This window comes from Neorhizobium petrolearium, assembly GCF_017873175.1.
In the GTDB taxonomy this organism is placed as follows: Bacteria; Pseudomonadota; Alphaproteobacteria; order Rhizobiales; family Rhizobiaceae; genus Neorhizobium; species Neorhizobium petrolearium.
This window is the reverse complement of record NZ_JAGGJW010000017.1, coordinates 23,023-40,794: the sequence shown is the minus strand read 5'-3', so window position 1 is coordinate 40,794 and position 17,772 is coordinate 23,023. Positions and strand designations below refer to the sequence as shown.

16 protein-coding genes and 2 pseudogenes are annotated in these 17,772 nt (G+C 61.5%); 1 reads left to right on the top strand and 17 read right to left on the bottom strand.

Translation table 11 applies throughout. The features are described from left to right. Nucleotides 1-18: 18 nt before the first annotated feature. Nucleotides 19-515: pseudogene (gene istB, locus J2046_RS27320) on the top strand (IS21-like element helper ATPase IstB); the annotation flags it as partial. A gap of 184 nt (nucleotides 516-699) precedes the next feature. Here the strand turns inward: istB and J2046_RS27315 are convergent. From J2046_RS27315 to J2046_RS27235, 17 genes and pseudogenes are all read right to left on the bottom strand, one after another. After that, a complete protein-coding gene (locus tag J2046_RS27315) occupies nucleotides 700-858 on the bottom strand; it encodes a hypothetical protein (RefSeq protein WP_210057206.1) in 159 nt (52 codons plus the stop codon). 393 nt (nucleotides 859-1,251) lie between these two features. After that, a pseudogene (locus tag J2046_RS34395) lies at nucleotides 1,252-1,356 on the bottom strand (electron transfer flavoprotein subunit alpha/FixB family protein); the annotation flags it as partial. A 26-nt stretch (nucleotides 1,357-1,382) separates the two neighbouring features. Beyond that, nucleotides 1,383-2,132 carry an electron transfer flavoprotein subunit beta/FixA family protein gene (locus tag J2046_RS27305; protein WP_210057204.1) on the bottom strand — a complete coding sequence of 250 codons (750 nt, stop codon included), beginning with the start codon at nucleotides 2,130-2,132 and terminating at the stop codon, nucleotides 1,383-1,385. 4 nt (nucleotides 2,133-2,136) lie between these two features. Next, nucleotides 2,137-2,994: a PaaI family thioesterase gene (locus J2046_RS27300; RefSeq protein ID WP_210057202.1), complete on the bottom strand. Its 858-nt coding sequence runs from the start codon at nucleotides 2,992-2,994 to the stop codon at nucleotides 2,137-2,139. A gap of 64 nt (nucleotides 2,995-3,058) precedes the next feature. Next, nucleotides 3,059-3,703: a TetR/AcrR family transcriptional regulator gene (locus tag J2046_RS27295; protein WP_210057200.1), complete on the bottom strand. Its 645-nt coding sequence runs from the start codon at nucleotides 3,701-3,703 to the stop codon at nucleotides 3,059-3,061. Nucleotides 3,704-3,799: 96 nt separating this feature from the next. Then, nucleotides 3,800-5,416 (bottom strand): AMP-binding protein, encoded by a 1,617-nt coding sequence (locus tag J2046_RS27290; RefSeq protein WP_210057198.1) that lies wholly within the window; start codon nucleotides 5,414-5,416, stop codon nucleotides 3,800-3,802. Nucleotides 5,417-5,441: 25 nt separating this feature from the next. Beyond that, nucleotides 5,442-6,146, bottom strand: coding sequence for an ABC transporter ATP-binding protein (locus J2046_RS27285; RefSeq protein ID WP_210057197.1), 705 nt, complete (start codon nucleotides 6,144-6,146; stop codon nucleotides 5,442-5,444). Further along, entirely contained in the window at nucleotides 6,139-6,909 is a 771-nt protein-coding gene (locus J2046_RS27280; RefSeq protein WP_210057358.1) for an ABC transporter ATP-binding protein, read from the bottom strand. The genes J2046_RS27285 and J2046_RS27280 overlap by 8 nt, the downstream gene beginning before the upstream one ends. Then, a complete protein-coding gene (locus J2046_RS27275; protein WP_210057195.1) occupies nucleotides 6,893-7,903 on the bottom strand; it encodes a branched-chain amino acid ABC transporter permease in 1,011 nt (336 codons plus the stop codon). The genes J2046_RS27280 and J2046_RS27275 overlap by 17 nt, the downstream gene beginning before the upstream one ends. A 3-nt stretch (nucleotides 7,904-7,906) precedes the next feature. Further along, nucleotides 7,907-8,788 carry a branched-chain amino acid ABC transporter permease gene (locus J2046_RS27270; RefSeq protein ID WP_210057192.1) on the bottom strand — a complete coding sequence of 294 codons (882 nt, stop codon included), beginning with the start codon at nucleotides 8,786-8,788 and terminating at the stop codon, nucleotides 7,907-7,909. Between the two features lie 72 nt (nucleotides 8,789-8,860). Beyond that, a complete protein-coding gene (locus J2046_RS27265) occupies nucleotides 8,861-10,114 on the bottom strand; it encodes an ABC transporter substrate-binding protein (protein WP_210057190.1) in 1,254 nt (417 codons plus the stop codon). 40 nt (nucleotides 10,115-10,154) lie between these two features. Continuing rightward, nucleotides 10,155-11,765 carry a class I adenylate-forming enzyme family protein gene (locus J2046_RS27260; protein WP_210057188.1) on the bottom strand — a complete coding sequence of 537 codons (1,611 nt, stop codon included), beginning with the start codon at nucleotides 11,763-11,765 and terminating at the stop codon, nucleotides 10,155-10,157. Nucleotides 11,766-11,770: 5 nt separating this feature from the next. After that, entirely contained in the window at nucleotides 11,771-12,568 is a 798-nt protein-coding gene (locus tag J2046_RS27255; RefSeq protein WP_210057186.1) for an SDR family NAD(P)-dependent oxidoreductase, read from the bottom strand. 34 nt (nucleotides 12,569-12,602) lie between these two features. After that, nucleotides 12,603-13,766: an acyl-CoA dehydrogenase family protein gene (locus tag J2046_RS27250; RefSeq protein ID WP_210057184.1), complete on the bottom strand. Its 1,164-nt coding sequence runs from the start codon at nucleotides 13,764-13,766 to the stop codon at nucleotides 12,603-12,605. A 33-nt stretch (nucleotides 13,767-13,799) separates the two neighbouring features. Next, nucleotides 13,800-14,594: an enoyl-CoA hydratase/isomerase family protein gene (locus tag J2046_RS27245; RefSeq protein WP_210057182.1), complete on the bottom strand. Its 795-nt coding sequence runs from the start codon at nucleotides 14,592-14,594 to the stop codon at nucleotides 13,800-13,802. Nucleotides 14,595-14,791: 197 nt separating this feature from the next. Further along, a complete protein-coding gene (locus tag J2046_RS27240) occupies nucleotides 14,792-16,042 on the bottom strand; it encodes an ABC transporter substrate-binding protein (protein WP_210057180.1) in 1,251 nt (416 codons plus the stop codon). 742 nt (nucleotides 16,043-16,784) lie between these two features. Continuing rightward, nucleotides 16,785-17,555 carry an SDR family NAD(P)-dependent oxidoreductase gene (locus J2046_RS27235; protein ID WP_210057178.1) on the bottom strand — a complete coding sequence of 257 codons (771 nt, stop codon included), beginning with the start codon at nucleotides 17,553-17,555 and terminating at the stop codon, nucleotides 16,785-16,787. Between the last annotated feature and the right edge of the window lie 217 nt (nucleotides 17,556-17,772).

Below are 17,772 nucleotides of genomic sequence, written 5' to 3'. Positions count from 1 at the left end.
AAATGCCCACGGAGCCCCAACAAGATGCAGGTGCTGGAACTGGCGCGATGCGAATGGATCGAGCGCCGGGAGAACGTCATCGCTCTCGGCCCGAGCGGCACGGGCAAGACCCATGTTGCTCTCGGCCTCGGCCTGGCCGCCTGCCAGAAGGGCTTGTCTGTCGGCTTCACCACGGCGGCCGCACTGGTCAGCGAGATGATGGAGGCCCGTGACGAGCGGCGACTGCAGCGTTTCCAGAAGCAAATGGCCGCCTACCAGCTTCTCATCATCGATGAGCTGGGCTTCGTGCCACTCTCCAAGACAGGCGCCGAATTGCTGTTCGAGCTGATCTCGCAACGCTACGAACGGCGTGCCACGCTGATCACCAGCAATCTTCCTTTTGACGAATGGACGGAAACTTTGGGGTCCGAGCGCCTGGAGTGCTTCTGGATCGCATCACCCACCACGTCAGCATCCTCGAGATGAATGGCGACAGCTATCGTCTCGCCCAAAGCCGCGCCCGAAAGGCCGGCTGAAACCCTCTCAAAAAATCGCCGCGCGCGCATGAGACCACCGCTCGGGCTTAAGCCCTCCCGGCGGTCTCATGCGCGCCACAAGTGGCCGACTATTGCGCCGCCGCGTGGCCGGTTTTTACTCCGCCGTTCACAATCCGGACTTTCAGCATGCCGTGCAGTTTGATGCGATGGGTGACAAGCGGCTTCAGGTCAACACGGCCGACGCACAGACTTCCATCAGCCGGCCCATGCGTTCCGTGCCACCTGGGTAAAGCATGGTCAAGATCCTGTTGTCTCCGCGCTTTGCCGAGAAGGCCTCAAGCGTTATGGTCAGATCGCTCGTATCGACCCAGAGGTTCGACATCGACGCCCCGGCCGTCCGTCAGCGTCATGATCTGTTCCTTGGATCGCCACATTCAATTCGAACACATGATCGGCGCCAAGTTTTTCGCAACCTCTATGCGCGAGACCAGCTTATGGCATCGGCGATCGTCGTCGAAGCTATAACGAGTAGAAATAGTGCCGCTTTCCAGTGGCTGTTCGGGGCATTTGTCCTGTCTGCCGGCTTTGCTCTTTGCGCAGATTTTGTAACGGTTGACGGGGAGAGCAGTTTTGGACCTGTCGTCCCCTCTGCCAGGTCGCACTCCACCACTCACGCGCTTGCCATGATGGTTTTTAACAATGTGGTCAGATAGCTTTCGAGCTCGCCGCCTTCGTCGTCAAGCAAGGGATCCATCTGCAGAACATTTCTCATTATGCCGAGGCCGGTAATAAGAGCAGTGACGAAGGCGGCCGTCAGCGCCTTGGCGGTCTGGTCGGACAGGGTTGCGTTGTCGTGTTCTGCCAGAAGAAGAATGGCCATATCTTGTGTCTCCTATCCCGGTCCGGTTACAGCACGCCGGCTTCGTTCTTCAGCTTGTCGACAAGCTCGGCGACCGACTTGACCTTGACGCCTGCCTTGCGGCCGCTGGGTTCTTCGGTCTTCAGCACCTTCAGGCGCGCCGTGGTGTCGACGCCGAAGTCGCCGGGCGTCTTCTTGTCGAGCGGCTTCTTCTTCGCCTTCATGATGTTCGGCAGCGAAGCGTAGCGCGGCTCGTTGAGGCGCAGGTCGGTGGTGATGACCGCCGGAAGCTTGACTTCGATGGTCTGCAGGCCGCCGTCGACTTCGCGGGTGACGGACGCCTTGCCGTCGCCGATCTCGACTTTGGAGGCAAACGTGCCTTGCGCCCAGCCGAGCAGCGCCGAAAGCATCTGGCCGGTCTGGTTCGAATCGTCGTCGATCGCCTGCTTGCCGGTGATGACGAGGCCGGGCTGTTCGGCGTCGATGACGCCCTTCAGCAGCTTGGCGACGGCGAGCGGCTCGACGGCGGCGTCGGTCTCGACCAGGACGGCGCGGTCGGCGCCCATGGCGAGTGCGGTGCGCAGGGTTTCTTCGGCCTTGGCCGGGCCGATCGAGACGACCACGACTTCCGATGCCTTGCCGGCTTCCTTCAGGCGCAGGGCCTCTTCGACGGCGATTTCGTCGAACGGGTTCATCGACATCTTGACATTGGCCAGCTCGACGCCGGAGCCGTCCGGCTTCACGCGGATCTTGACGTTGTAGTCCACAACCCGCTTAACGGTCACGAGTATCTTCATGCATTTACTCCTGCTGGAAAGTCATCGTTGCATTCATTTGGGCGATCCTGGTGCGGCCGTGGCCGGCGATATCCTGCACCAGCCTGGCCTCGAAGAAGGCGAGCCGGCGTCCCGCGCGACGGATCCGCGCCTGGACGATCATCTCGGTCTCCCTCGCGCTCTCTAGGAACTCGGTCGTGCTGTCGAGCAATTCCGCCCGACGTCCATCCTGCGCCAGAAGCCGTTCGCTCCCTTCAAAGAGAACGGAGCATACGAGGCCGCCATGCAACGCTGACCGGTTGCTGTTACCCATGTAGAACTTGCGGGCCGGCACCACCACCTCGATCTCGTCCTCCTTGACACTCACAGTGGCACCCAACACCTCGGAAAAGGCAGAAAACCCATCTGGGTGGTCCGCCGATACAGGGGGATCGAAGGGATCGCCCGGATCGAGCCTGCGCACGATTACCATGCGCGCGCGCGCCCTGCGGATCGCCAGCTCCGGCATGTCCTGCGGGTGAAGCGCGATATCCACCAGCATGGTATCGGCATCGTGGAAGACCGGCCGCACGTGCGCGACGACGCCCTGACCTGACGGAAGGTCGCCGGTCTTCGAGTAAACCAGGCTCGAGGTTGCCGCCTGCACGCGCCAGCCGGAGATGCCCATCGCCCCCTGCCCCGCCGCCATGTCGGCGATCGCGGCAAGCATACCTTCACTGATCCGACCGGAATCATCGCAAAGCGACTGCCGCCAGGGCACGAACACCTCGGCGCTTTCCGGGCCAGCGCGACGATATCGCGCTCCCATCCACTCGTTGAAGGGAATGCTGCCGCGATAGGCGCGGTAGAGATTGTCTCTCAGAAGAGCATGACTGTCGGACACGGGAATTGTCGTCTTTCTCGCAGGAATGTGGAAATCAGGAGGAAGATGCGTCCTTCTTGTCGCATCAGTGGTCGGACGTCGCGACGGGGCGATACAGCAATCCCCCGGAAATGAACTTCACGAAGGCGTTGACGACCCAGTCCGGGATCGGTTTCGGACCGCTCTCGTCCTTCGAATAGCGAAGATACAGATAGCTTCTGGCCGCCATCAGGATATAGGCGAGGACTTCCATTTCCTCGAGCGCGTAACCCGCCAGTTGACCACGCGCCCAACTGCGCTCCAACGAATCCACATAGCGTTTCCTGAGCTTGTCGAAGTGCTCCTCGTAGGCACGCGGCGCGGCGACTTCCGCCTCATTTAGCACGCGGAAGAACGAGGGATTGCGCTGCAGGTAGTCGAAGAACCCGCGAAAGCCGCGCTCTTCGACGTCGAGCATGTCGGTGGCACCTTCGACGCGGCTGTGCAGGAAATCAAGAAGCCCTTGCCCCATATGCGGCAAGAGCTCGTCGAACAGTGCTTGGCGGCTCTCGAAATAGAGATAGAAGGTACCCTGGGCGAGGCCGGCGCGCTGGGTGATGCGGGCGATCGACGCCTCTGCATAGCCCAGTTCACCGACGATCTCGGCGGCAGCCTCAAGGATCGAATTGCGGTTTTCGATCGACTTTTCCGCTCGTGTCTTCTTTGCTCTTTTCGGCGCCTCGGCGGCCATCCGTATCTCCTTCGACTTCTCGGTCTTGCGCGTTACCGCACAAGTTGCGCTGCGTAGACCCCGTCCTGCAAGGACGTAGGGTTGGAATTCAGTATTCTAAGTGGCTTTCTCCGACGGGACCTGTGCTTCGTCCTGCAACCGCTTGCGTAGCAGAAACTTCTGTACCTTGCCCGATGCCGTCCGTGGCAGCTCAGCGACGACCACGACGCGTTCGGGGTGCTTCTGCCGCGCCAGCCCCCTGTCGTCGAGAAAACGCGACAGTTGCACAGCATCGAGCCCGGTATCCGTCGAACGCAGAAATGCACAGCAGGTTTCCCCGAGCCGGGCATGCGGCATGGCGACCACCGCAGCCTCCAGGATCGCCGGATGCTCATGCAGAACGTCCTCGACCTCCTTGGCGCTGATATTTTCGCCGCCGCGAATGATAAGGTCCTTCTTGCGATCGGTGATAACGAGGAAGCCAGCCATGTCCAGATGAGCGATGTCGCCGGTGCGGAAATACCCGTCGCCGTCATAGGCAGCATGGTCGTCCTCAGGATCCAGATAGCCCATCATCATTTCCGGCCCGCGCGTCACGATCTCCCCGTCACCGATCACTACCCGTCCCTCGTCGTCGACGATGCGCACATCATGGCCGACGATCATCCCCTCCGTATTGGCGGCGGCGCGCAGATCCTGCCGCGAGGCAACGCCGAGCGACACCGTTGGCGCCTCGGTCGATCCGTATACTCGGCAGGAAAGCAGTCCGGGGAACTGCCGCCATGCACGCTCGATCAGCTCCGGAGGCACCGGAGCGCCGCCACAGGCAAAGATGCGCAACGAGGAAAGCGCAGAGCCCTGCGCCTCCGCCCGGTCGAGCAGTTCGCGCAAAAACGGAGTTGCCCCCATCGTGAAGCTGATTTCCTCTTGCCCGACCAGCCCGACCGCGTCTTCGGCGCTCCAGCGCTCCATCAAAACCGATCGGATGCCGAGCGCGAACGGCATGAGGATGCCAAACAGGAAGCCGGTGACGTGGGTAACGGGCGACGCCATCAGCGTGACGTCACGCGCAGAGTCGAGCGTCCACCATCGCGCGACGTTGCAGACTTCGCAGTCGAGCGAATTGGTGTTGTGGACGACGCCCTTGGGCTTGCCGGTCGTGCCCGAGGTGTACATCAGCATCCAGGGGTCTTCAGCCCTCCCGCGTGCCGGACCGACGAAGGCCTCGCCCATCTCGAACGGATCGTCGACCGCTTCGTCGCGAACCGCGACAACATGAACGAGCGAAGGCACATCGCGTTTCAGGTTATCGCCCATCGCCGCATAGTGGAAATTGCGGAACGTGCGCGGCACGAAGAAAACCTTTGCCCCAGCATCCTCCAGAATGAAACGGAGTTCCGCCTCGCGATAGATCGGCACGATCGGCAGGCAGACGAGCCCCAGCAATGAGGCGGCGAGTGCAATCACCGCCGTCTCGTGCCAATTGGGCAACTGGAAGGCGACCACATCGCCGCAGGCGAGGCCGCTGCGATCGAACCATCCCGCCAGCTTACGAGCCTTGCGGTCGATCTCTTCGATCGTGTAACGGCCGGCGTCGTCGACGAGGCACACCCAATCCGACCGGTCAGCCAGGAGGGCGGCGAGCCCGTCCGCCATCGTAAGGTCGCGCCACAGCCCTTTCCGGCGATAGCGTCCAGCCTCTTCCGGCAGGTGGCGATTGGGCCAATTCCTCATTTCTCGTCCTCTCTACCCGTAGTACTCACAGCGACAGATGGCGCTCGCGGATTTCCGGGTTGCCGTCGAACTCCGCCCAGCTTCCCGAAAAGACGATCCGGCCGACGTCCAGCACAACGAGGTGATCGGTGCAGTGGCGGGCGAAGTCGACGTTCTGCTCGGCGAGCAGCAGACCCATCTTCTCCCGATGGCGGATGGCGCGAATTTCCTCGCCCATGCTGTCGACGATCAGCGGCGCTAGCCCCTCTGTCGGTTCGTCGAGAAGCAGAAAGCGCGGACGCGGAAGCACGGCACGGGCGACGGCCGCCAATTGCTGTTCACCGCCGGAGAGCTGGAAGCCCTTTCGCAGCGCGAGCTTCTTCAGAAGCGGAAAGAAATCCAGAATCTCCTCGACGCTGTAGGGCTTGCCGGTCTCGCTCTTGGCGTGGCCGGCAAGGGCGATGTTCTCGGCGACCGTGAGATGCGGGTAGATGCGTCGGTCCTCCGGCACCAGCGAAATGCCCATGCGGCAGCGCTTGAACGGCGCAAGGCCGCGTAGTTCCCGGCCGTCGAGCCGGATCGTGCCCGTCACACGCGGGCCTGCTCCCATCACGCTCTTGAGCAGGGTCGACTTGCCCATGCCGTTTCGCCCGACAATCGCCACGCCCGCACCATCGGCAAGGCTGAGCGAAATGTCGTGCAGGATGTGGCTTGTCTCGTAGTAGGCCTGCAGGTTGGCGATCTCAAGCATGAGCGGCTCCCTTGCCGAAATAGATGCTCCTGACGGTGGGGTCGCGGCGAACCTCCTCCGGATCACCGCTGGCGATGATCTCGCCATGGTTCAAGACGGTCAGGCGCGTGGCAAGGCCGAAGACGACCTCCATGTCGTGCTCGGTCAAAAGCAGTGTCAGGCCTTCCGACTGGCGCAGGCGATTGATCGTCTCGATCGCTGCACGCCGGTCCTCCGGCGCCATGCCGGCGGTCGGTTCGTCAAGCATGATCAGCTTGGGCCGCAGGGCCAGCGTCAGGAGCAGTTCCAGCCGCTTCTTGTCACCGTGGGACAGATTGGCGGCAAGGTCGTCCACCCGCTTAAGGAGCCCATATTCGGCAAGCCGCAAGTGCGCTTCTTCCACGATCTCCTTCGTCGGCGACAGCCTCCACCAGCGGCCATGGGCGGTTTTCTTGATCCGCTCGCGGCTCTCAAGCGCCATGATCACATTGTCGAGGACAGTCTGCTCGACGAACAGCCGCGCCATCTGGAATGTGCGGCCGATGCCGCGATGGACGCGCTGCCAGGCATCGAGCGCGGACACGTCCTGCCCCTCGTAAAAGACCTGGCCGCTCTTGGCGAACATCTCGCCGCTCAGCACCTTGAACAGAGTCGTCTTGCCAGCACCGTTCGGTCCGATGATCACGTGGCTCTCGCCTTCCCTGATCGTCAGGTTGATGTCGGTCAGCACCTTCAGGCTCGGATAGGCGAAGTTGACGCCGCGCACCTCAAGCAGATTGCTCATTGAGCCGCTCCTTTCCGTTCTTCGTCAGTTTGCGAGCAAGCAAGCTGAGTGTGCCGACGATCCCGCCCGGCATCGCCAGCACGACCACCAGCAGAGCACCGCCGACGATCAGTTCGCTCACGCCGACCATGGTGCGGGTAGCGTATTCCAGACCGGCGAAGACGATCGCACCGACCGCCGGCCCCCAGAAGCGCGAGGCGCCGCCGAGCAGGCAGAACAGGATCGGCAGCGCCGAATAGCTCCAGTGGGCAATTGCGGGCGTGATGATCTGGCTCCAAGGCGCGACCAGCGCACCGGCAAGGGCAGTCACGCCACCGCTGATGATAAAGGCGATCTCACGATAGCGCCGGACGTTGACGCCGAAGAAGCGTATACGTTCGGCATCCTGGCGCAGTGCGGCCAGCAGCCGACCGAGTTGGCCGTGCCAAACCCACCAGAGGAGACCGAGCAGGATCCCGCAGGCGACCAGGAGGAAATAGTAGTACCGGTCGCCGATCGACAGGTCGAGCGTACCGACGAAGAGGTCGATAACCGGTCTCTTGATGCCGACCAGACCGTCTTCGCGCCCGAGAGCATCGGATTTGCCAATGAGCGTGTAGACCAACTGGCCGAGCGCCAGCGTCAGGATCGCGAAATAAATGCCGCTGGCACGGCGCAGGGCCACCACCCCGATCAGGAGTGCCAACAGGGCGCCGACGAGGCCCCCGGCAAGGCAGAAAATAAGGAAGGGGAGTTCCGGCACGGCGCGCCCCAGCCATGCCGCGGTGTAGGCGCCGGCGGCAAAGAATGCCGCCTGGCCGAAACTGACGAGACCCGTGAGGCCGAACATCAGGTTGAAGCTTACCGCAAAGACGATCTGCACCATGACGATGCCGGCCAGGAAAACCAGGCCCTTGTCGGCCCAAAGTGGCAGGGTCGCAAAGACAAGCGCTGCAGCCAGGATCGCCGCGTTGGCTGCCGAGGTGGTCGATGACGTGTTCTGTCCTCTGCTCATGGTTCAACGAATCCCACTCAGAAGGCCTTGCGGTCGGTACATCAGGATACCGGCAACGGCGATGTAGAAGAAAATGCCAGGGTATTCTGGCACATAGACGGTGCCAAAGGCATCGATCATGCCGAGGACCAGTGCCGCGATAAAGGCGCCACGGACATTGCCGATGCCACCGACGATGATCACGCCGAAAGCCTGGATGATGTAAGTGCCGCCGAGCCCAGGCGAGAGGCTCTGGTTCGGGGCCAGCAACCCGCCGGCGAGCCCCGCTAGTGCGAAGCCGGCGACGACGGCGGTGGTAAACATGGCATTGATGTTGATGCCGAGCACGTTCGCCATCCACGGATCGAGGGCGACGGACTGCATCACCTTGCCCGAACGTGTGCGGTGGATCCAGAAGTCGAGAACCAGAAACACGACGATGCCGGAAAGTATCACGAAGAGCGAATAGGACGGGATGAAGAGGTCGCCGAGGAGCAGCGCCCCGTCGAGGCCAGCAGGCGGGGGCAACGCGATGAAATCCGGACCCCATACCAGCTTGACCCCGCCTTCGCAAAGGATCAGCATCGCGTAGGTGGCGATCAGCGAATAGGAATCATCGACGGCCTTCAGCCGCTCAAACACCGTCCGGTCGATCACGTAGCCGAGCACGCCAACCACGGCCGCGCACAGGACGGCAACGGCAAGGAACACGAATATTCCAGTCGGCCCGCTCGTCTGATTGATCAGTGTGTAGGTTAGGTAGGCGCCGATCATGACGAAGCCGCCATGGGAGAAGTTCAGGATATGAAGAATGCCGAAGATCAGCGTGAGCCCGGCAGCGACTAGGAAAACCGCCATCGCCCAGGTCATGCCGTTCAAACCGACCAGTAGAAAATCGCCCACCATTGGAGGGACCTCTCCGCAAAATAAATCTATCAGGCGGAAGGCGGCAGCCATTGGCTGCCGCCTTCCGGTGACTCAGAATGTCAGCTTGACACCCGGTGTTGCCGGATCGATCACGGTCGCTCCGTCTATCACCCGATGCTCGACCACCTCGATGCCGTCAGCGTTGGACGCGCCGCGAACGCGGTAGAGCACGACCGGCTTGATCGTCTGGTGATCCTCGGCGCGGATCGTGCGCTTGCCCGTCGGACTGTCGAAGGTGAGGCCTTCGAGCGCCTTGATCACGTCTGCCGTCTTGCCGCTATCGGCAGTCTTCAGTGCTTCGGCATAGGCGCGGACGGCGGAATAGCCTTCGCCGATGAAGCCGTCGAGGAACTTGATACCCGTGCGCTCGGTCATTTTGCGGGCAAGTTCGTCGTTCATCGGGTTGCCGGTGAAGGCGCCCGAGTACCAGTGCGAGCCAATCCACATTTCGGGGAAATTTTCCTTCATCGCGCGGGCGACGATGAATTCGTTGGCCGCATCGACGATCGGGTGCTTCTTCTTGAAGAAGCCGTAGGGCAGCGCCTGCTGGTACATGGTGATGGCATCGCCGCCATAGGCGGAAACGAAAAAACCGACCGCGGGATCGCGCATTGCAGACGCCACGAAGTTGCGATAGTCGCTGCCGCCGTAGGTTGTCATGACCGGCTTGGAGATCGTGGGCTCGGCCTTGGCGAGTTCCGGATAGTAGGTCTTCAGTCCGTTGTCGAAACATTCCCAGGTAGAACGACCGTATTCGTGATCCGGGATCAAGCCGCCCCAGGTGGTAACTTCGCCAAACCGCTCGGCCATGACATGGGCCTGCGCACGCTGGCGCATGAAAGGATTGTCGGTGATGCGGAAGTAGTTGCGGTTGAAGTCTTCCTTGGTCAACCGCATCGAATGGGCCGCACAGGTGATCAGAACGGCATCTTCCTGCTGGAGGACGGCGCTGACGGCGAGCGCGACCGCGCTCGAGACGACGCCGAGAAGCATGCTGCAACCTTCCCCGACAAGCTCGCGCGCCGCCGCCGTGCCGACATCGGGCTTGGCCTTGTCGTCGCGGACCACCAGTTCAAGTTGCCTCCCATTGGTGCCGCCGGCGGCGTTGATGTCCTCGACGGCGATCTTCACACCCTCCAGCATCGGAGCGCCAAGCGATTCCGCCGGACCGCTGAGCGAACCGAGGAAGCCGATCTTGTAGGGACCGCTCGCTTGGGCGTTGCGGACCCAGGGCATGCCGAGTGCGCCCGCCGCAACCCCGACACCCAGCAGTTTCAGTGCGTTACGTCTCGTTGTCCTAACCATTTGCTCCTCCTGTTGGTCGCGACAATTCAGAAATTGGAATCTAGGCGTTCAATCCGCGCGCCTGCTCCCGCAACTTGTTCTTGAGAATCTTGCCAGTGGGATTGCGCGGCAGTTCACTCACGAAAGTCCACCGGCGCGGCACTTTGTAGTCGGCGATGCGTACCTTGCAAAACGCCGTCAGTTCCTCCGCATCGAGCACAGCCCCTTCGCGCCCCACGACAAAGACGCACAGGTCCTCTCCCAGCTTGTCATGGGGTATGGAGACAACCGCCGCCTCCTTGACGTCCGGATGCTCGAAGATCGCGTTCTCGACTTCCATCGAACTGATGTTGAAGCCACCACGGATGATCACGTCCTTGTTGCGGTCGAGGTAGAAGATGTAGCCGTCTTCATCGAGGGTCGCGAGATCGCCGGTCCACAGCCAGCCGTCGTGCAGCGACTTCGCCGTTTCCTCCGGGCGCTTATAGTAGCCCTGCATGACGGTTGGACCACGCATGACGATCTCGCCGGTCTCGCCGGGCTTCGCGTGACTGAGGTCGCTCTTTCTGACCGTCGTCTCGCAGAGCGGCATCGCCGTCCCGATCGAGCCGAGCTTGCCAATCGCATCGCATCCGGCAAGGAAGGTTCCGCTCGGTCCCGCCTCCGTCAGACCGTAGGTCTGGCGCAATTCCACGTGCGGGAAGGTGTCAGCGAGCTTGCGGATCACCTCGCGCGCCATCGGCGCCCCGCCGTAGTCGAAAACGCGCATGGCCGAGAGGTCGTGAATGCCGGCCGTATAGCGCTCGAGCATGAAGATGTAGACGGCCGGCACGGCGCAATAGACCGTGGTGCGTTCGCGTGTCATGCGGGCAAGCGTCGCCTCGACGTCTACGCCCGGTTCGATGACCAGCGTCGCACCGGCCCACCAGGTCGCCATAATGTTGAAGTGGAAGCCGGAGCTGGTGAACAGCGGGAACGGACTCTGGTAGATGTCGTCCGGCCGTAGCGACAGCCCGCCCGCTACCGCGACACCGGTCGCCACGGCATTGCCATGGGTCAGCATTACGCCCTTGGAACGTCCGGTCGTGCCGGAGGTCAGCAACAGGTCGGCAAGGTCGTCTTCGCCGACCTCCGGAAATCCACTGCGGTCGGCGCGGCCGGCATCCATCAGCGTCTGCCAGTCAAGCGCATCGCCATCCGCACCGGCTCCTACCTGGATTCGCAGCCGCGGCGCAACGGCAAGCGTCGGGATGAAGGCGGATACGCGGGCGGCGAACTCCTTGCCATAGGCGAGCGCGACGCAGTCCATGTCCTCGATCGCAGCTACGAGTTCACGATCGGCAAAACGGGCATTGAGCGGCACGACGACCCCACCTAGGCGCATGGCGCCGAAGGCGAGGCACAGATATTCCAATGCCGAAGCGTTGGTGAGCAGGATGCCAAGGTGCTCGCCGCGCGAGAGGCCGGCACCGCGCAGGGTCTCGGCAGCCTTGTCCACATGCCAGGCAAGCGCCGAATAGGTCAGGCTCACCTGCGTGCCCGTGCAGGATTCTGCGACGATTGCGAGCTTGTTCGGATAGAGCGTCGCGTTACGGGCGAGAAGCTGCAGTGGCGTGCGGCATTCGATGTCGGCCGGCAGCGGACGTGTGGCGCTGGAGATGTCTTCGTTCACCGGTCTCACTCCGCAACTGGAAGCGCGATGCCGCCGAACGCGGCCCATCCGCCATCGACCGAGAGGCACGCACCGGTCACGTAGGAGGCAGCCGACGAACAGAGGAACAGAACCGGCTTTGCGATTTCGGAGGGTTCGCCGAAACGGCGCAGCGGCGTGCGGCTGTGCACCATCTCATCGGTGATGCGGCCACGGCTCATCAGGTCGTCGACCATCGGCGTCTCGATGTAGCCGGGCGCGATCGCGTTGACGCGAACGCCGAGCCCGCCCCATTCGGCCGCCATCGTCTTCGTCATCATTACGATCCCGGCCTTGGCCGCGCTGTAGGCGTTGCGCCCCGGCAGCCCGACGACGCCGGCGATGGATGCGAAGTTTATGATCTTTCCCGAGCGCGCCGCCGTCATCAGGCGGCCGGCCTCTCGCGACATGAGGTAGCTACCGCGCAGACTGACGTCGACTACGCGTTGCCAGCGGTCAAGGTCCTGCTCGAGTGTCGGCACCATCTCGTCGGCGATCCCGGCACTATTGACCAGAATGTCGAGCTTGCCGAATTTCGCCTTGGCAGCTTCAACGATACTGGTCGCGGTCGAAAGCACGGTTACGTCGCCAGCGGCGGCAATGGCGTTGTCGCCGAGTTCGGCAGCCACGGCCCCGACCCTGGCCGGGTCGAGATCGTTGACATAAACCGTAGCTCCCGCGGCAACGAGCTGGCGGGCAACCTCCTTGCCGATACCGCTTGCGGCCCCGGTGACGACGGCCACCTCACCGGAAAAATCGAAACTTACCCTGTCTCGCTTTTCCATGTCCGGGTCCTCCTCCAGAATAGCCTTTTCGGCGTCAGCCTTTCGGCAGCGCCATCCAGTTGACAATGTTGTTGCGCTGGATTGCCGAAGATCCTCCAATGATCGGCATCAGCAGGCTGTCGCGGACATAGCGTTCGACGTCGAATTCCTTGGAGTAGCCGTAGGCGCCGAAGATCGTCTGGGCGTCCTGGGCAATCTTCTTGCCGGTATCGCAGACGTAGAGCTTGGTCATCGACGTCTCGACGCGGCAGGGGCGCTCCTCCTGGGCGAGCCAGGCGGCATGCATCATCATCAGCCGGCAGGCATGCAGCGACGTCTTCATGTCGGCGAGCTGATGGCGGATCGACTGGTTGGCACAGATCGGCTTATTGAACTGGCGGCGCTCCTGCGCATACTCCCAGGCATCGTCGACAGCGGCGGTGGCGATGCCGAGCGCAAGAGCCGCGACTTCCAGCTTCTCGACGTCGAGCCCTGAGCCGACGATGAAGTCCCAGCCCCGGTTCCACCCTTCCTCGCCGCCGATGACGTTGGCGGCGGGAACGCGCACGTCCATGAAGGAGACGTCCGTCGTTGCCGCACCCTTCATGCCCATGCATTCGAGGCCGACGATCGACACCCCCGGTGCGGTCGGCGGGATCAGCACGATCGAGAGGTTCTTGTATCGCTCCGTCGCCGGGCCGGTGCGGACCAGCGCATAGATGTAGTCGGCAATGCCGGCGCCCGAGCAGAAGCGCTTGGCGCCGTTGATGACGAGTTCATCCCCTTCACGAACCGCCGTCGTCTTGACCGAAGCGAGGTCGGCACCAATGTCCGGCTCCGTCCAGCCGTAGGCAAACATCAGCTCGCCGGTGGCAATCTTCGGTAGCAGCGTCCTTTTCTGCTCTACGGAGGCACATTCGGCGATGTTCATGCCGGCGTAACAGGCGCACATGATGTAAGGCACGGCGACGGCGAGGCTGCGCTTGGCAAGCTCCTCGATGACGATCATCGTTGCCGGAATGTCGCGGCCGCTGCCGCCATATTCCTCATCGACCGTCAGGCCCATTATGCCGAGCGCGGCGAGCTTGTTGTAGACGTCGCGCGGGAAGTGATTTTCCTTGTCCCATTTGCGAGCAAGCTCGCGCGGCATCTCCGCCTCCACGAAACGGCGCAACGTCTCACGGATCATCGTGATATGTTCGGACTCATCGAAATTCATCAGTGATTTTCCTGTCGGTAGCTCGGCCGGCCGTCAGCGACCGGTAAAAACCGGCGTTCGCTTTTCGCGGAACGCGTTGACGGCTTCCTGGTGGTCGTCGGTCATGTTCGACTGCGCCTCTAGGCTGAGCGAGGCGTCCATCATGCTGTGGGCGAGTTGCTTCAATCCGATATTGACCGAAACCTTGGTCCAGCGGATCGCCTTCCTGGCGCCGGCCTGAAGGCGGGCGACGAATTCATCGACCCGCACATCAAGCTCTTCGTTGGAAACGGCATAATTGATCAGGCCGATCTGCGCGGCATAGGTAGCGGGGATCAATTCGCCCGTCATCAGATATTCCTTGGCACGGGCATAGCCGATCAGCTGCGGCCAGATCACTGCGCCACCGTCACCGGCAACGAAGCCGACCGAAACGTGAGGATCGCCTATCTTCGCCTTATCGGATGCGAAGATCACGTCGCAAAAAAGCGCCATGGTAGCACCGAGCCCGGCCGCATGGCCGTTGACCTTGGCGACTATCGGCTTTTCACAATCGAGCATGGAGAAGACGATACGGCGCCCCTCGGCAGCGGTCTTTTCGAACGCAGAGGGCTGGTCGATCATCTTCTGAAACCAGTCGACGTCGCCGCCAGCGGAAAAGGCGCGGCCGGCGCCGGTCAATACGATCACGTCGACGTCATCGTCGAGCGCCGCATCCTGGAAAATGCGCGCCAACTCCTCGTGCATCGGCTCATTGACGGCATTGGCCTTATCCGGGCGATTAAGCGTGATCGTCAGCACACGGTCACGAATTTCGAGACCGAGCTCGCGGTAGCTTTCATACGTCATGTATCTCCTCCTCCGGCGACGGCGCCACTCCCTGGACCGTTCGTCCTTCGCTGATCAAAAAGACCACAATTGCGGGAGACCGTCAATAACAAAATGACTACCGGTTCATAATTCATTTTTATTCACGCCGGGCAGTGCTCAACACCTCGAAATCGAGGCTGCCGGAGGCGCCAGGCACCTGGCACCTCCGGTGCAGATCACCAAACGACCGGCGCGCCAGGTGTAGGCTTATCCATCACCTGGTCGCCGGGGATGGTCCGGTACTCGACCACCTCGATCCCGTCGGCAGTATTGGTACCGCGGACCCGGTAGAGGATGACCGGCTTGATCACCTGATGGTCTTCAGGACGGATTGTGCGTAGGCCGGTAGCTGTCTCGAAGGTCATCCCTTCCAGCGCGGCGATGATGTCTTCCGTATTGCCTTCGGGCGCCGTCTTCAGCGCCTCGGCATAGGCCAGGATGCAGGCGTGGCCTTCCGCAACGAAGCCGTCGGGAAACTTGTTGCCGGTGCGCTCCACATACTTGGCGTAAAGTTCGTCATTGAACGGGTTGCCCTTGAAAGCGCCGAAATACCAGTGCGCACCGGTCCACATGTCAGGCATTTCCGACTTCATCGCGCGCGCCACCATGAACTCGTTGGCAGTGTCGACAACTAGCGCCTTCTTCTGGAAGAAGCCGTATGGCTTTGCCTGCTGGAAGAGCGTGATCGCGTCGCCTCCGTACATAGAATTCAGGAAACCGACGGCCGGATCGCGCATGGCGGAGACAACATAGTTCCGATAATCGCTGCCGCCGTACTGACACATGATAGGATTCGAGATCGTCGGCTCGCTCTTGGCGATCTCGGGATAATAGGCTTCCAGCCCGTGCTTGAACGAATCCCAGGTCGAGCGACCATATTCGTGGTCGGGGATCAGGCCGCCCCAGCTCGTGACCTCCGGATGCAGCTCCGCCATCAGCTTCGCCTGCGCGCGCTGCCGCATGTATGGATTGTCGGTGATGCGGAAATAGTGGCGGTTGAAGTCCTCGTGCGTGAGGCGCAGCGAGTGCGCGGCTGCCGTCAGCAGAACCGCGTTCTCTTGCGGAAGGATTGCGGTGATTGCCAACCCTACCGCGCTTGAGGAAACTCCCATCAGGAGATGGCAACCCTCGCCGATCAGTTCGCGAGCGGCCACGGTACCTGAATCAGGCTTGCCCTTGTCATCGCGCACGACAAGTTCGATCTGCCGACCATTGACGCCACCCGAGGAGTTAATGCGCTCGATCGCGATCGTCGCGCCCTCGAGCATGCCTCGGCCTAGCATTTCCGACGGGCCGGAAAGGGCAGAAACAAAACCTATCCTGTACGGCGCGCCTTGCGCCCGAGCGATCATCGGCGCGCCGAGCGCACCTGCGGTCGCACCGGCACCCAGCATCTTCATGAGTGTTCGTCTTTTCAGTTCGACCATTTGCTCCTCCTACTGGTCGTCTTCGATCAATCATCGCGTCTGTCTGCAGTCGCCCTCCAACTCAACTGTCCGCGCATTCTTGCGATGTCGGTCCCAGCCGACGTGGATCAGCGACCCGGCGCATCCGAGCACAGAACCACTTTCGAATCAATTGAAACCTTGCTTCACTAGATGAAATAGCGCGGAGTTCATTTTTTCTGTTTTCGCCGTAGCGATCTCAGCGAGATCTATTTATTGAAATCGTATTTCAATAAGTGAAATGCAGGAACATAGAATGAAAACGACCCACGTTCTGATCGACGGCGAATGGTGGCGTCGAATACGACAGCATCTTGGCAACGCTGTCGCGCGATATGTTGAGAGACGTTGCAGCCTGGCGTCGGCTCATACCTTCCGAGCAAGCCAGACGGACCTTCAGATATAGTTCCATATGTGGACGGCTCCCACTTGCAAGTGATTTTTACAGATATTTTGATCGGATCGCTTGCTTCCATATGTGCGGCCTTTTCGTGTGGTCGCACATGACCACTGGCCGAGATGGTTTCCGCAACGCATGTTCCTAGATGAGAATGTCTGAGATACCATTCCCGCGTGCGATGCATGTAGCGCACCGGCTTATCGTACTCCGGTGCAAACTCCATCTGGGCCTTCGGTACGGCGGACATCTGTTGCTTCCCTCGCCGCCAATCGTGTCGAGCGATGTTTCGCCCCCCCGCTTCGCTGCAACGCACGCGCAGAATCGTTATTTCGCGGTGAACCCCCCGTCCACGGGAAGAGCGACACCTGTGACGTAGGCAGAGTCGTTCGAGGCCAGCCACAGGGCGGCCTGCGCCATATCTTCGGGACGCCCGAGCCGTTTCAACGGTACGGAATTGATCATCATCTCCTTGTTTCTGGCGGCTTCGTCCGGATCACCCTTCCGGCTGGTGAATTCCAAGGCCATCGGCGTCTCCGTCAGACCGGGACAGATCGCGTTCACGCGCACATTGTCGGGGGCGTAGGTCTGGCAGAGGGATTTGGTCAGGCCGACGATACCGAATTTGGCAACGGAGTAGAGCGGGCTCCACATGGACCCCACGAGTCCGGATATCGAGCTGGTGAAAATGATTGAGCCGCCCCCGCGCTTACGCATGTGGCCCACCGCCTCGCCGGCCCCAATGACTGCGGCTTCGACATTTACGGCGAGCGACTTGCGAAACGCCGCCATGTCCACTTGTTCGATGCCAGCCGGTCCGGGTATCCCCGCATGAGCCCAGAGAACATCAAGGCCGCCCAACGCCTTGACGGCGGCGTTAAGGCTGTCGCGTGCGCCGCTCTCCGTCGACAGGTCGGCGGCGATGGTGACGATGTCGAAGCCTTTCTTCTTCATCTCCGCCTTGAGCGAAGCCAGTCCTTCCTCATTGAGGTCGATCGCCGCAACGCGCGCGCCCTCTTTCGAAAAAAGTTCCACGGCGGCCTTGCCCATGCCGGATGCGGCAGCGGTGATGACCGTAAGTTTGTTTGCGAGACGCATAATCTCTTCTCCTTCCCTTTTGTGTTTTACTGCGCTCGGGCATCGGAACCGATCGGTCCAGAAGCCGTCTCTCGAAGTTCAAGGTGGTCGCCCAGTTTCCCAAGGGCCGCGCGGCCATTCAGCCGTCCGAACCCTTGTGGCGCTGTGTGGCTTACCGACCATTTTCCAGACACCCGTCCATTAAGCTCTCTGGAAACCCGAGAGCCCCTCTGCGATC